Origin of the sequence: Chryseobacterium lactis (genome assembly GCF_003815875.1) — a bacterium.
Classification (GTDB): domain Bacteria; phylum Bacteroidota; class Bacteroidia; order Flavobacteriales; family Weeksellaceae; genus Chryseobacterium; species Chryseobacterium lactis.
This window is the reverse complement of the sequence record NZ_CP033924.1, coordinates 2,536,691-2,551,154: the sequence shown is the minus strand read 5'-3', so window position 1 is coordinate 2,551,154 and position 14,464 is coordinate 2,536,691. Positions and strand designations below refer to the sequence as shown.

The following is a 14,464-nucleotide window of genomic DNA, read 5'->3' as shown; positions in this document are numbered from 1 at the left end:
GCCATCCTATAGTTTACTGTTTATACGGCATAATTTTCGGGGTTTGCATTTTCCAAATACCCCTGCTGTGCATCTTTCTTCATCGAATCAATCATACTTTCAGGAACCATATAGTGGTTTAGCATCTTTTCTTCCATCTCCTTCATATTGTCTTCATCGTTCAAGGCATGGTACAGTTTAAACAGGATCTCATCTTCGGTAAGGAACTGATACGGGTCTTTTACGTAGTTAGCTCTGAAAGAAATAAATTCTTTGATTTTAATAGCTGCCTTTTCATATTGACCAATTCGTATCAGGGACGAATAGAGCCTATTATACGCAAACGATAGCCATTGGGCAAAAATTTGACGTTGCTTATCGGCAGAATATTCATTCCGATCTACATCAAAATTCGCAAGCAGATATTCAGCTTCCTTGATGGCATCATCATATTTTTCCAGTTTATAATATAATAATACAAGGCGAAGATGCCCCATTTTAAAGGGAATGCCTGTTGCAATGGATTCTTTATAGTATTTTTCGGCCAGCTCATCATCACCCTTTTTCTCTGCAATAAGACCTTTGAGCTCAAACACCTCCGGATAATTAGGATCTATTTCCAATGCCTTTGCGCAATATTCCTCTGCCACTTCCACGGAATCGGAATCAAGATAGGAGCTTGCCAAAAGTGCTAGGTACTTTTTTTCCTTCGGGAACTCATTATTTAAAATATGTAAGTTGGCGATAGCCTTTTCTGTTTCACCAAACATTTTTTGATTGCTTATTTTCTGCAATAACTTCTCTATTTCTTGCTCATTCATTATTCAAATTTTATAATTGTGTGAATAACTAACCCCTAAAAGTGTTACCAGGAGGTAGTTTACCATGCGTTGCCGTGTACGCATCGATCAAAGATACTTCCTCAGCATTGGCTGTTGCATAGTTGACATTCTGTAAATACCACTCATAAGGTAATAATTTTCCTGATGATAGATTATTTAAAATATATTCATCTTTATCACCATGATATAATTGGAAAATTACTAAATATCTTGCATAAACTGACTTAAAAGAAGTTAATCCATATTTCCAGATTGCTCCACTCATCATAAATTGATTTACGAACCCAGCTCCAAAGGTGTAATTACGCATTAGTCCAGGTGTTCCAACATGGAGGTCATAAACATTGTATATATCTTTCTCACGCCTTCTTGTTCTAGGCTTGACCTGTGGAACTGTAATCGGCGGTGCTATCGGAACTGTAATGGGTTCATCAAGGGGTATATCTACTGGAGGAGGTACTGGTTTTGGCAAATCGTCATCTATTGCTGGAGGCGGAGCAGGTATGGCAGGACTGGAAACAAATTCCCAGATCACCTTTGCCGTTTCCGCAACGGCATTACCTACCGCTGAGAAAAAATCACATATATCATCCCAAAAATACCAGATTGCAGCAATCGCAACAACCGCCAGAATTATCCATCCGATGGGATTCCACGACATTGAAGTTCCTGCGGTGGTTGCACTTGCAAAAAAACCACTTGCTCCACCTGCTATTGCTAACTCCATAATTTAATTTTTTATAGTTGTCCTGAGTTCTTACAGCTTATAATACCACCATAAGGACATATACATTTTGATACATCAGATAATGGTTTTTTATCCAATATTTTGATCTTTGGTACCGGTTTGATCCATGTCAATGGAACGCCTGAAAGTTCAAGATTTAAACGGCAGATTCCTTTCATTGCGCACAATCCAAAATGAGGGATATTCAATCCGGCAATATTGTCTTTATCAGTTGCGAACTTTCCCTCCCGGAGCTTGATCTTTGGATTGGAAGTAACAATCAATGTTGATGTCAGTAGGCCCTTGTCGCAATCCAGTATTGCCTGGTCTTTTAGATATTCCATCTTAGGTCAATTTTACTTCAATTCCTCCTTTTACATTTATATTCTTGTCATTGCTGATCGTAATATCACCTCCTTTGGCCGTGATGTCGATCGTGCCTGAACCACCACCCTTTTCAGACGGTGTGGCATTTATTGCCAGATTGTTGCTTCCGGTAACAGTGATGTCCTTTCCAGTCAAGCTGATCGTACCATCTTCTTTCATTTGCAGCGAACTGCCACCGATGGTGATCGTCAGGCTCTTTTTTCCCTTAAAATTGATATTACCCTCATCATCCATTTCAAATACCGAAGTTGCAGGACTGTTTTCTTTTGCCCCTACATTGATGGAACTTGTACTGCCAGCGTTGACAATATGATTTAAATTTGCATCTGTTGTGGCATTGCCTGTCCCATCAAAATGCATATTTGCGCCACCTTTGTCTTTAAGATTCATGGAACCTGCCCCATTATCATATTTTAGTTCTGCTCCACTCCTTCCACTGAAAGACATAATATTGTTTCCTGTTCCTCCGCCAGCTCCAATGCCACCGTGGAAAAGTCCACCCATCACAAACGGTCGGTCCGGATGCTGATAGACGAAATTTACCATCACCTGATCTCCTACCTCCGGAACTGACATAAAGCCCCTATTGGTTTTCACATCATCACTGCTACCTGCATCAGGTGACATTACGCGGATAAACTCGGAGCTATCCTTGCCCTGTTGCCAGTCGAATTGAACCTGAACTCTTCCCTGGTTTAATGGATCGGTGTTGGATACCACCTTTCCAAATTGTGGTTCAGCTTTAGGGGTTATAAATTCGGGTCGGGGGATATAACCCGAATCAGCTGCAATAGCCTCAAAACGCCCGCTATAATAGCCCCTTGCATCAACTTCATGAATGACTTCCGTCAATAACAAACGGGTAAAATAGGAAGTATCGCTGGTTTCAGCTTTTCGCATTTCCATGTCCGCTATACATCCTGGATATAGGAACGGTACAGTGGATATGCCAGTTGTGACAAATACTTCGGCAGCCTTGCTGCCAGCCGTGCCCTTCTGCGAAGCTTCAACATCCAAAAAAGAATTGGCCTTTATGGGAGCTATACGCAATGAAGGAGTTTTAAAAGTGTTAGCAGAGATTTCATACGCTCGCTGAGCAATATCCGATGTATGTTTAATAACGGGATCTCCCCCGGTCAATTTCTCATTTTTACGGCTATTGTAACCGTAGAAAGAAGGCTTAACATGCTGGGCTTTCATCCTTATTTTCACATCGCTAAGGTTCCTTCCATATACTAGCTTTACAGGGTTTTCAGCCGGAGGTAGCTTTCCAAAATGCAATACCTCCCCATCATAGAAGAACTGTTCTCCATAAGCCTCCGCAATCCGCCCTAAATAGTTATAATGTGTTTCTTCATATTGCGAACTGTAACTTACATTCCCGTACTTCGCATCAACTCTGAAATCAAATTTATTTGGATCAAGCCCTTCGCTTATAACCTGCTGGGCAATACTATTGAGACTAATTTCCTGACTTCCCCCAAAACTTTGGGTATGGGGTGCAGCATCCAACAAAATTGTTGGACTTTCGCCAATAAGGACTATATTACCCAGACTGCCCTGATCCTGGCTGAAACCAACCTCAGTCACAACCCCGACAAAATTTCTTTCAGGGCTTTCCTCTACGTCTTTATATCTGAAAACTACGGTAATCCTTTTTCCAAGGAAATTCTGTGCCTCTTCCAGATTGTGGTTTTCAGCATCTCCTAATGTATCGTGCGCTAAGGTCAACTCAAAGCTATGATGCTTTACAGCACTCTGTGCAAGCTTGAAATGCTTGAAGAATCGAATTGAAGTGCCTTCAACAACTATTTCGAGTTTTACCAACCTGTTCAGCCCATTTACTTCATTTTCTGAAATCGCACCAGCATTATAAATTTTTGAAGTAGGCTGGTTCTTCCATAGCTTCCCTTTTGTTAGTGATCTTTCGTTATTCTGCATTGGCTTATCAAAGAAAGTCTTTGCCCCTGCTTTTTCAGGTTGTGAAGAAAAAACAGTGGATGAACTGCTACTTTCTCCTGCTCCTGTTGACGAATTTATATGATCCATGTCTTTCTGAAACATACATATCTATTTTTTCATTTATGTAATTACGGTGATATTCTCCCTGTTTGAGTTGAGACTTTTTTTTTCAGGTACTTAGTCGGATCTATTAACTTCCTTATTTGGGTTAAAGAAATTTATTGACTGTACTGAGATGAATTCGTACAAATTTCAATAGGATTGAAACTCTATTCTATGTGCAGGGTTGCACGTCTATATTATATAAATCTATATTCTTTTTCATAAATTAATGTGATTTTGTTTTTGCAATATAACATATTGAAAAATCACGGCAAAATGATTTAACCACTTTTTTGAAAAGTGTCGTATTTCTACTATCCCCTATCTATCAATGATTTCAATCCAAAATATTGGAGTTAATTGACAGTAATGGGCTATTTATGCAGGTCTGTTTTGAAGGTGCTCCTTACCCTTTTCAATTTTTTCGACCCTATATACGTAAACTTTTATAGGCTCTCCATTTTCATCCGTCCCAACATATCCAAAAAGTTCAAAATGACGTGGTATTGGTTCCTTCACAACACGACCAGTCCATGTGATAGTGCATTGATCTTTCATAAGAGGCTAAATATATTACATATAATATAAGGATAATTACGGAAATCCGTAAGACGCTTTGCGAATTTTATTTATTTAAGGATATAGAAGTAGTACCCATTTCAGATTTGACTTTGGTTAAATATTGTGTGAAATTAATACCATTTATCTGCAGGAATACTTTTGAAAAATTAGTCCGTGATGAAATTCCACACATTTTTGCCAGCGTATCACTGGAATACTTATGGTATTCTTTATCGGTGTCAAGTTTCTTAGTGATGTAGGAAATCCGCAACTCACAGAGATATAGATGAAAATTTGCTCCCCTATGTGCCTGAATAATTTCGGATAGATAATTGTGGTTTACTCCAAAACTTTTGGCCAATGATTTAAGCTTAATATGTTCATTAAGATATTCATGATTTGCTTCAAATTCGCTAAGCTTTTGGAGAACGTCCTCAACAATACCATTACCTATATCAGTTTTCCTGTACGTTCGCATCCTGAACGCTCCTTCCCCTTCCATTTGTAAGGTGCCACCTGCTAGGTTAATCCCTAAAATGCTATTCCGACCAATAACCGTCTTTCTGGACCTCAGCCTTAACAGCAGATAAAACGCTCCAAAGGAAAAAATAAATAATAGGATCACGTAAACAGTTCCTCTAATCCAGGATATCCGCTGTAATTTGTCCTTCTCCTGTAAAAGTTTATCAGCATCATACTCATGATGGATTTTTGAAGACAGATAAACGAAATCCTCTTCAAGAATTTTATCGACTTTAAGAAGCTGTCGGGTATAGTATAATGATTTCGCACTGTCTTTATTATCTGCATAATAATTTATCAGATCGACATATATATGACGTACTTCCGGCAGAACAAAATTATGCTTTACGAAAATTGAATCTATCTTTTCAAAATCCTTGATCGCTTCTGCGGTATTTCCTTGCTCCCACTTGGCTCTGCCAAGGTAAGAGTATGATACGGTCAACCAAGCGAAATCATTGACCTGGATCAGCTCTGATAAAGAATTGTTCAACATTTTGATCGCATTGCCATAATGCTTGCTACGGAATTCGCGAATACCCTCTTCTTTGAGGAAATAACTGTGTTCCTGCTTGTAATCCGTATTTTTCGATGATCCTGCAAGTCCTACCGCTATCAGCGAATCAGCCATTTTATTATCATCCAGTTTACGGTAACAGACGATCATTTGATGGATCGTATTCAAATACCCTCTTTGATTCCCATACATCAAATTTGGATGCTGATACTTCTTGATCTCACCCTCAAAAAAAACTCTGCCCTCCTCAAAATTATTAAGAGCCTCCTTATAATAACCTATATAGCTTTTAACAACTCCTATGTGGTAATTCAGTTTGTTTCTGTAATATGGATCTTTATTGCTTTTATTCCTCTCAAATGCTTTCAAATATTCATTTAGGGCGAGCTTATATTTTTTGAGATAAAAGTAATAAACCACTCCTTTACTCAAGTACGCACTGCTCAACAAACTATCATTCTTAATTGCCTTTGCTACATAAATCGCACTGTCCGCATATTTCAGTTTAACCTGCGGATCAGCCGAGTAATAGCGGGCATCCTTATAACCAAGAAATAGCTGTGTATGATTATTTTCAAGTTTTGCCTTGCGAATAAGCTTTCCAACCAGCGGAAGTGCAGCTGCATCATTTTCAGGAAGGCTCTCATATTGACGCTGGATGAGATAAAAATCGCTCAGTTTTTGTTGCTGGGCAAACAGCAATTCGCACAGAAAAAGTAATATGATTGATAAAAAATGAATTTGTGGGCGGTTCATGGCTAAGTATTACTATAAAATTAAGAAAATTTCTCATATACCACACCACCCAAATTCATGGTTAGGTGAAAAACCGTTTTACAAAATAACACACTACATATCAGAACATTACTAAAAACACCTTTAAAATTAAAGGTGTGAATTTGCTTTCTAATACATGTGAATGGTTTCTAATACACTTTAAAAATGCCCCCAATTCAACATTTTTTCGCAAAATATTAGGTGACTTCTTCTCAATTATTTACATCCACCGCAGGGTGCAATGTATTGGTGTGCATTTGATAACTGAGACCACAAGTTGTTTTAACCTATCCCAAAGACTGATAATTTGGACCACAGAATTCAACCACGTCTCGGCCGAGATAATCTAAAAAATTTTACAATGAAAAAAACAACGGTTATCTCAATATCGATAATTCTCTTCACCCTTTGCACATTACAGTCTTGCAGACAGGATGAAATGGATATAGTACCAGAAAGTAAAAGTCTGGCGGAAAAAGAAAATCAGCAAAAACTCTATTTAAAAACAGAGAATGACACTTTGCAGACGGCGTCAAATTTAAGTTTTGACGTGGACGGAAATGAGATCAAAGATCCACCACCAAAAGACAAAGATCAATGGAAACATTAGCTGTGAATTTTTTCTAATACAGTGTGCATTTGTATTCTGAGACAACAAGTTCTTGCATTTCAGCCAAAAGGCATTCTAAATTTGATGAAATAGAAATTTTGAAAATAGATTTTTAAATCCAAAAAAATGCAAGCGACCAATTAAGGCATTTATAACAACCACCAAACAATCACATCATGAGAATTAAGAATATCATTTCAGAACTGATCATATTTATCCTCATTCTTGTATGGGCGTATACATTCGCCAGTAAAATCTTTGATTTCGACACGTTCAATAGGCAGATTAAAGGTGCTTACCTATTGTCTGCAGGAGGGGCAGTCTTACCTTATGTTTTACAGGCTGTACACCTCGGGATTGTTATACTGCTGCTAAACAAGAACTGGAGAAGACTGGGATTATTAACTTCCCTCTCTGTCATGATCCTTTATACCGCGTATCTCATTTATATTTTAAAATTTGCACCAAGCATTCCGTGCTCGTGCATTGCAGTTTTTAAAGGTATGAACTGGAACGACCAACTGTATTTTAATTTCATTGCCCTTGCAATTAATATCATTGGTCTGATCACTTTTTTTTCGCTAAGGCGAGCCCCACACAATAGTGTTCAGACCACTTATAACTAAACTAATAACCAGACAGGGGTAGCCGAAAACCTGAAACAAAGAGTAGGCAAAAAACTAAAGTTTAGCTTTTTGATTTATAAAAGCACCAAACATCATGAAATCACTAAGAATTACATTAGGAGTTGCAGCAATTGCAATCGGAAGTTTCGCAGCATTCTCTTTTGCTCCGGCAAACCAAGAGAAAGAAGATTCAGTTGCTGACTTTTACGTCAATCCAGACGGATCGATGGGACCTCAGGTCAGCGGTACCAACCTATGTCAACCAACCAGCCCCAATTTATGCTCGCAAGAGTATAATATCGAAACTGGACAGCCAACTGAAAATCATAAAAGAAATGGTGCAAGACCATAGGAAAATGGAGGTCGCTTATTTAGCGACCTCATTTTTCATATTTTTTATGAACTCAATAAAATCGGTTTGATTACTTCGAGGATCAGGTGGGATACCTCCAAAATTTCCCCTTCCATCGACAACAAATAAAGTTGGGTATCCTAAAATATTTAATGATTTAATCATAGGATGATGAAATTTTTCTTCCATAGTATATAACTGTAAAGAACTTTTACTACTATATTGTCCAATACCTTTAAGCCAGGTCTCTTTTTTATCGACATTAATTGAAATAAATTTAAAATCCTGATCATTTAGTGTTTTCTCGATATAATCCAATGCCGGAGCCATTTGTCTACAGCCGCTGCAACCCGTGAACCAAAAGTCAATAATTAACACTTTACCTCGAAAATCAGTCAGCGAATGTAAATTACCAACTGTATCTGAAAGATTAAAATTAAAAAAAGGCTTACCAACTTGTAATGTTTGTTTCGAACGAAGGTAACTATTGGCGACCTCGATTAAGAAAGGATTGTTATTATCGGTATTTTTTAGATAGAAGTTGTATAGTTCTTCGCTCGTTTTATTAAAGATTTTAGAATTTAAATATGAAATCATAAAATTTGATAGCAAATAATTTTTAACCTCTACTCTCTTTCCAAAATATTTAATAATTAATTTACAATAAGCATGTGCATTATCAATTTTGTAACGATCTCCAACAGATAAAATTGGATTTTTAAATTCATTAAGGAGCATATACTCCGATAGTAAGGTTCCACCTGCATAAAATATATTCTCGCCTTCAAGAAATGGCTTCATTCTTTTCTTTTGAACAATAAATTTATTAAAATATACATTCAAAGAATCATCATCACTCCTCATCGCACTAATAAATAGACCTTTTAAAATATTGGCATATTGCTCTGTCTTAATCACGCTTGCATCTTTTTTTGAAATACTTTGGAAAGTATTGATTTCTGAATCTATAGCATCAAGTTTTTTATCCGTTGTTAAAAACTTGAATAGTAGACTTTGCTCCTCATATCTAGGGTCAGTCTTATAAATTCCCAAGATTTTCCGAAGCATATTCTTTGTTAAGTCAACTTTTTCAACACCTTTTCCAGCAATTTCAAGATTTAATAAGCCTAGTTTTTTGCTATCCGGAATAATAATATTCAAACTGTCATTCGGGGACACCAGAAGTTCAAATGTTCCAGGAAAAAAAATGGAATTACCATTTAATTCAATCCCTACTATCATTTGTTTCTGAATTTTTATCGAAAAATTAAAATAACCTTTAGTTGTCCGAATCGTATCTTCTATAATTTGGGGCTGAGATATTGAGAAAGGATCATATACGGTAAGAACCAATTCTTTGGGATCAGAAACAGCATCTTTTACAAACCCAGTAATTTTGGTTTGAGAGCGAGAAAGCATAGACCAACATACTAAAATGGAAATTACGCTTAGTATTTTCATCATGTGTTATTTAGTAAGAATTCTGAGCAATGTGATTATAATTTATTATGTATTGCGGGATTCGCATAATATACCGTGGATCATTTGGGGGAAGTGTGTAAATATTTTCACCAATTCTTCTAATTAGGGTTTGTGCGAATTTGACATCTCTATTTAATCTTTTGAGATCTTGCCAACGAAGACCTCTTGTAACTAGCTCTTTTCGGCGTTCTAATAAAATAGAGCTCAAAACATCATGGTTGTTTTTTGCAGGCATAGAAATTGTGGTACCTGCTTTAAAACGGTTCTGTAATAATAATTTTATCTTTTCCAGCGCTCCATCCAAATCGCCAAGCCTTGCTCGACATTCTGCACCTATTAATAGGATCTCCCCCGTGGATGTTCCTGAAAAGAGCTGCCCAGTAAAACTCCCTTTAAACGTATACTTCCCATCAGATTGTAACTTAAAGAAAACGTGTTTTCTAAGGTCATTAGTATCATAACTTTCAATAAGTGACTGGCTCATTCTGCCAGTAATTCCATTTGGAGAATATTTACTTTGCATGCTATAAATATGAATTTCCTTCGAAACATCATTGAACGGATAATCGCTGGCCAAATCGACTTTGTTCAAATTTTCTATATAAGTGTGATATTTAAAACTTGAATCAGCGTTCGAAGATGCTTGCTTATAATTGTCCATGTATAAATAAGTTCTAGCAAGTAAGCCATATGCACCTGCTTTTGCAATCTGAGTATTTAATGTCGAGACAGAAGGTAAAAGAATTGTAGATTCTTTTAAGTCCGAAACAATTCGTTCGTAGGTATTCTTTAGACTACCTCTGTCAACAATTTCATCGATATCCTCAGTTAATTTGAGAGGAATACCTAAATCGGTTTCCGCAGTATTATCGTCATAGTAATTACAAAACGTTAACGCAAGATTTAAGAACTGTTTAGCCCTGTGATACAATGCAGTGCCTTTGATCTTATCATATTGTTCTTTATTACTACTTGTACGGTTAATTTTTGACAAACCGTTAAGCACTACATTGCAAACTTGAATTTGCGAATACGCCATGTCCCACTCATCCCATACCAAAATGCCAAACTTTGGAAATTCCTCCGTTTTCCAAATAACCAAATCTCTATCAAACGCATTATAAAGCGCATTATATTGCTCTGGTGTAAATTCATAATCATCGCAGGAGGTTTCAGTTGCACCACGTCCATCACTTTGGAATACATCTGCATTCAATAGTAGATTCATGTCGTTTAAAGTAGTGGGAACTATTAATTTTATATCTCTTTTTTCTTCAAGCCAACCTTTATTGCAGGAAACAGTAAGGTATAGAGAGGCAAATGAAAGAATATATCTAACTAACTTATTCATAATCATTTTTTTTTAGAAATTACAATTCAACCCAAATGCTATTGTCCTAATAGGTTTGTTGCTCGGAAAATCGGGATCTAATCCGGATTTATCTTTCTTCCAAATAATACCGAGATTACTTATGTAAGTAAAAAATTTCAGATTATTTAAGTTGTGTTTCTTAAGAAACGAATTGCCGACATTATATGCTAATGAAATATCTTGAAGCCTTATATGGTCTCCTTTTCCAATAAGTACTTCTGAATTTTTGTAATAATTATCGGCAACTCCGTTCCCTGGGTAAATCATAGCTGGAACATTTGTCGTAGCTTCATCACCAGGCTTTTTCCATCTATTATAGTAATCACCATGCGTGTAATATGTACTATAAAGAGAACTATACATAATGGAATTACGACGGAAATAGTAGCCAAATCGGTATGTTATATTAAATGATAACTCAATTCCATATGATGTAATTGTGTTTCTTATGGCTCCGAAGTAAGGAGGTAGAGCGTTCCCATTATAAACCAGATTATTTTCGGGATTTTCAGCTAAATATTGCGTGATCTTTGAGTATTCTTTCGAAGGTAGTCCGTTCAATAAACCTTGAACCTGACCATCTTCAGCATTTAAACCGGCAAATGGATAAGAATAAATACTAAAAAGTGGCTTCCCAACCACGGGAGTATAGCCAGATGTTAATCGTAAAATTCTATAACTATCATCAACAAAGTTAGAAAGACTGGTTTGCTTTTGGTATTTTGTCACCCTATCCAAGGCATAAGAGAAAAGAAATGTTGTATTCCATTTAAAATTAGGCTTGTTTATATTTATTGAGTGAAGTTCAATGTCTATTCCTTTCCCTTTCATGTTAGCCAAGTTACCACGATAAGAGATATATCCAGTAGTAGGATCGATCTCCCCATTACCAATAAGGTCCGAACCTTTACGTTGAAAATACTCTATACTCCCTGATAAGGCATTTTGTCTTGCAGCAAAATCAAATCCTATATTCCACATTCTATTTTTTTCCCATCTTAAATTCTTATTTGGTGGGTTCTGTAACTCAGCGCTTGGCAAGCCATTGGTCGAATTAGTAAGATACTTAGCAGTCGTAAATGCTGTAATAGTTCTGTCTACATTTCCGCTAAAGCCGATTGTTGTTCTAAAGCTCAATACTGGCAACCAATCAATATTATAGAATTGCTCTTTTGATAAATTCCATTTTGAGCCAACTGACCACAAGGGAACTGATTTTTGATTAGTTGAAACACCAAATAAATTTGACTGATCGATCCTCGCACTTGCAGAAATAACATATCTCAAATCATAATTATAAGCACCATTCATATAATATGATCGAATTCGATCAACAGTTGCCGAATAGCTGTCATTGTTTGGGATAAGAGAAGAACCCCCTTTACCATATTGACTAAATCGTGTTAAATAATCTACTAGCACACTTGAACCAACATTCGGATCAAAACCATATTGTCTGGAACTATTACTGTTGGCTTTTGCTTCTCTAATCTCAAAACCACCAATAGCATTGACTTGGTGCTTGTTCCATTTTTTATCAAAGTTCATTTGAAAACGTCCATTTAATGCGGAAAGTTCTCCATTTGTATTATCAAGTCTCCCACCTAGTGGAATATTTCGAGTCAAAACACCATTATTAAAAGATGTAAACCTATTAATTTGATCTCGCATCACATAAGAAGCCTGGTCAAAAAAATTCCTGCGCCTTCCTTGTTGATTTTCATATTGGAATCGGACTTCTGCTGACAATGACGGTATAATTGAATACTTAACCGCAGCATTTAACCGCATTTCGGATTGCTTGAACTTATTATCTTGTAATTTTAATTCTTCCAACGGAACAAAATCCCAATTTAACAAGCCTGCATTGAGTGCTTTTTCCTTCAGCACAATACTATGATCTTTTGTAAGTATCGCCGGTTTCACATCATCATCAACCAATCTTGCGTAGGGATACATCAGCTCTTGCCCCATATTATTAAGCATTGACACTACATTAGAGGTAGATTGATTATTTTGGTTGTATGAAAGACTTGCAGAAATTTCAAGTTTTTCAATAGGGCGAAAAACTTGATTGCTGTTAAGGCTCACACGGCTAAAGCCGTTCCCTTTTTCTGAATTTTGGTTTTTATCTAAACCTGCTGAAAAATAGTAGGTATATTTATTTGTACCTCCGTTAAGATTTAAGGCATACTGTTGTTTTACACTTTGTTGATACAAGTATTTACTCATATCTCTTCGCAGGTCTCCACTACGAAGAGCGTCAATTTGTGCATTTGCCTGATCAGCTGATAAAAGACCTTTTTTTTGGTCATTAAGAATACTAACTACTGGAGAATAAGGTCTATTTGCGGACGTATTACTAATAATAGTATTGTAAAAGCCCTTTTCAAAAAGCATCTTTTCAATATCAATGAAGTCAGTGGGTTTGATCTGTGGAATATAGTTCAGGTCAGGTTTCTGTCCTATCGTAACATTAGAAGTAAAACCTATGTTCATCGGCTGGTCTGCTCGTCCTTTTTTAGTTTTAATCACGATCACACCATTACCTGCCCTTACGCCCCAGATTGACGCGGCAGCAGCATCTTTCAAAATATCAATATCCTCAATATCGTTCGGATTGATGTTGTTGATATCGCCTTCATACGGAAAATTGTCAACAACGATCAAAGGCTGATCGTTGCCAAAGATAGTAGCCTGACCACGGATAGTAAGCTTGGGGCTTCCTGAACGTTCATCAAATAAAATTGATGGTGCTATTCCCTTTAATCTACTGATTACATCAGTAGAAACCTGACGGTTAAAAGTCGCATTATCTACCTTTGAAAAGGAACCTGTAGCCCTTTCCTTCGGTATGGACTGATATCCACTGGCGACAACACTCACCTCTTCGATCCGGTTGTCATTTGTAGTCAGTACAATTCTGCCAGCATTTTTAGCTGCTACTTCAATCTGTGCATATCCCAAATAGGATATTCGCAGGTTAAATTCAGAGAATTCATCTGGAATCTCAAACGCTCCTGTTCCATCGGAAGTCGTAATAAAGTTGGTTCCCTTAACCTGTACCGTAGCACCCGCAAGCGGATTACCGCTTTCATCAACGACCCTTCCTTTTATTGTTTCCTTTTTTTTTGAAATCGGAACATTCTTCTGACCAGAAGTTTTACGTTCTTTTAAAATAATTACACCGTCTGCGATTTGAAATTCAATAGGCTGGTTAGCAAAGAGTGAACTTAGAGTCTCTTCTAAAGTAGCATTTCTTAAATCAACAGTGATGGGCCCGACCTTTTTTAGTAGGTCGTCATTATAGGCAAAATCATACTTGGTAACTTTACGGATTTCCGAAATCGCGGTTTTAAGAGGTGCTTTTTGCAATGTAAGGCTAATCCGTTGCGCCTTGATTGCTGTACCACATGCAAGTAGCATAAAGAAAAGGCTGCTCCTTATGCCAATGTGCAGTAGTTTTCTCCTGAAAAATATATCCAATGAGATGGGTATATTTTCCGCGTGGGAAAAATGATCTTTTTTCATAGATTTGTGTAGGGTTAAAAATTTAGTTTTCGTTGCTGGAAACCTTTAATGTAAGACCCGATCGCCGGAGTGCGCTAACACTCCGGCATATTTTCAGGCCAACATATGAAACAGT

General features: G+C 36.9%; 11 protein-coding genes. 3 read left to right on the top strand and 8 right to left on the bottom strand.

What is annotated here, in order from left to right; translation table 11 throughout:
* Positions 1-20: 20 nt before the first annotated feature.
* The 5 genes from EG342_RS11290 to EG342_RS11270 all read right to left on the bottom strand — a co-directional run bounded on the left by EG342_RS11290 (position 21) and on the right by EG342_RS11270 (position 6,355).
* The gene (locus EG342_RS11290; protein WP_103290811.1) at positions 21-800 is read right to left on the bottom strand and encodes a tetratricopeptide repeat protein; all 780 of its coding nucleotides are present in this window, start codon (positions 798-800) and stop codon (positions 21-23) included.
* A 28-nt stretch (positions 801-828) separates the two neighbouring features.
* Entirely contained in the window at positions 829-1,548 is a 720-nt protein-coding gene (locus tag EG342_RS11285; protein ID WP_103290814.1) for a hypothetical protein, read from the bottom strand.
* An 11-nt stretch (positions 1,549-1,559) separates the two neighbouring features.
* Positions 1,560-1,892: a DUF4280 domain-containing protein gene (locus EG342_RS11280; RefSeq protein WP_103290816.1), complete on the bottom strand. Its 333-nt coding sequence runs from the start codon at positions 1,890-1,892 to the stop codon at positions 1,560-1,562.
* Position 1,893: 1 nt separating this feature from the next.
* Positions 1,894-3,999, bottom strand: a complete 2,106-nt coding sequence (locus tag EG342_RS11275; protein WP_103290819.1) for a type VI secretion system Vgr family protein — start codon at positions 3,997-3,999, stop codon at positions 1,894-1,896.
* Positions 4,000-4,624: 625 nt separating this feature from the next.
* Positions 4,625-6,355, bottom strand: a complete 1,731-nt coding sequence (locus EG342_RS11270; protein WP_123868083.1) for an AraC family transcriptional regulator — start codon at positions 6,353-6,355, stop codon at positions 4,625-4,627.
* A gap of 382 nt (positions 6,356-6,737) precedes the next feature.
* On the opposite strand from EG342_RS11270, the gene EG342_RS11265 reads away from it, so the two are divergent.
* The 3 genes from EG342_RS11265 to EG342_RS11255 all read left to right on the top strand — a co-directional run bounded on the left by EG342_RS11265 (position 6,738) and on the right by EG342_RS11255 (position 7,964).
* Positions 6,738-6,986 (top strand): hypothetical protein, encoded by a 249-nt coding sequence (locus EG342_RS11265; protein ID WP_123868082.1) that lies wholly within the window; start codon positions 6,738-6,740, stop codon positions 6,984-6,986.
* Between the two features lie 176 nt (positions 6,987-7,162).
* Positions 7,163-7,612 (top strand): MauE/DoxX family redox-associated membrane protein, encoded by a 450-nt coding sequence (locus EG342_RS11260; RefSeq protein WP_103290826.1) that lies wholly within the window; start codon positions 7,163-7,165, stop codon positions 7,610-7,612.
* A 94-nt stretch (positions 7,613-7,706) separates the two neighbouring features.
* Entirely contained in the window at positions 7,707-7,964 is a 258-nt protein-coding gene (locus tag EG342_RS11255; RefSeq protein ID WP_103290828.1) for a hypothetical protein, read from the top strand.
* A gap of 15 nt (positions 7,965-7,979) precedes the next feature.
* Here EG342_RS11255 and EG342_RS11250 read toward each other — a convergent pair whose 3' ends face one another.
* Genes EG342_RS11250 through EG342_RS11240 form a run of 3 tightly spaced genes read right to left on the bottom strand, consistent with a single transcriptional unit; the run spans position 7,980 to position 14,349 of the window.
* Positions 7,980-9,428 (bottom strand): TlpA family protein disulfide reductase, encoded by a 1,449-nt coding sequence (locus EG342_RS11250; protein ID WP_103290830.1) that lies wholly within the window; start codon positions 9,426-9,428, stop codon positions 7,980-7,982.
* 7 nt (positions 9,429-9,435) lie between these two features.
* Complete coding sequence (locus EG342_RS11245) at positions 9,436-10,797, bottom strand: RagB/SusD family nutrient uptake outer membrane protein (protein ID WP_164465174.1); 1,362 nt, start codon at positions 10,795-10,797, stop codon at positions 9,436-9,438.
* Between the two features lie 12 nt (positions 10,798-10,809).
* A complete protein-coding gene (locus tag EG342_RS11240) occupies positions 10,810-14,349 on the bottom strand; it encodes a SusC/RagA family TonB-linked outer membrane protein (protein ID WP_103290836.1) in 3,540 nt (1,179 codons plus the stop codon).
* Positions 14,350-14,464 lie beyond the last annotated feature (115 nt).

Excerpts from the sequence above, each read along its gene's own strand:
- EG342_RS11275 (WP_103290819.1), bottom strand. The coding sequence starts at position 3,999 with ATGTTTCAGAAAGACATGGATCATATAAATTCGTCAACAGGAGCAGGA.
- EG342_RS11265 (WP_123868082.1), top strand. The coding sequence starts at position 6,738 with ATGAAAAAAACAACGGTTATCTCAATATCGATAATTCTCTTCACCCTT.
- EG342_RS11255 (WP_103290828.1), top strand. The coding sequence starts at position 7,707 with ATGAAATCACTAAGAATTACATTAGGAGTTGCAGCAATTGCAATCGGA.
- EG342_RS11240 (WP_103290836.1), bottom strand. The coding sequence starts at position 14,349 with ATGAAAAAAGATCATTTTTCCCACGCGGAAAATATACCCATCTCATTG.
- EG342_RS11285 (WP_103290814.1), bottom strand. The coding sequence starts at position 1,548 with ATGGAGTTAGCAATAGCAGGTGGAGCAAGTGGTTTTTTTGCAAGTGCA.
- EG342_RS11280 (WP_103290816.1), bottom strand. The coding sequence starts at position 1,892 with ATGGAATATCTAAAAGACCAGGCAATACTGGATTGCGACAAGGGCCTA.
- EG342_RS11260 (WP_103290826.1), top strand. The coding sequence starts at position 7,163 with ATGAGAATTAAGAATATCATTTCAGAACTGATCATATTTATCCTCATT.
- EG342_RS11270 (WP_123868083.1), bottom strand. The coding sequence starts at position 6,355 with ATGAACCGCCCACAAATTCATTTTTTATCAATCATATTACTTTTTCTG.
- EG342_RS11245 (WP_164465174.1), bottom strand. The coding sequence starts at position 10,797 with ATGAATAAGTTAGTTAGATATATTCTTTCATTTGCCTCTCTATACCTT.
- EG342_RS11290 (WP_103290811.1), bottom strand. The coding sequence starts at position 800 with ATGAATGAGCAAGAAATAGAGAAGTTATTGCAGAAAATAAGCAATCAA.
- EG342_RS11250 (WP_103290830.1), bottom strand. The coding sequence starts at position 9,428 with ATGATGAAAATACTAAGCGTAATTTCCATTTTAGTATGTTGGTCTATG.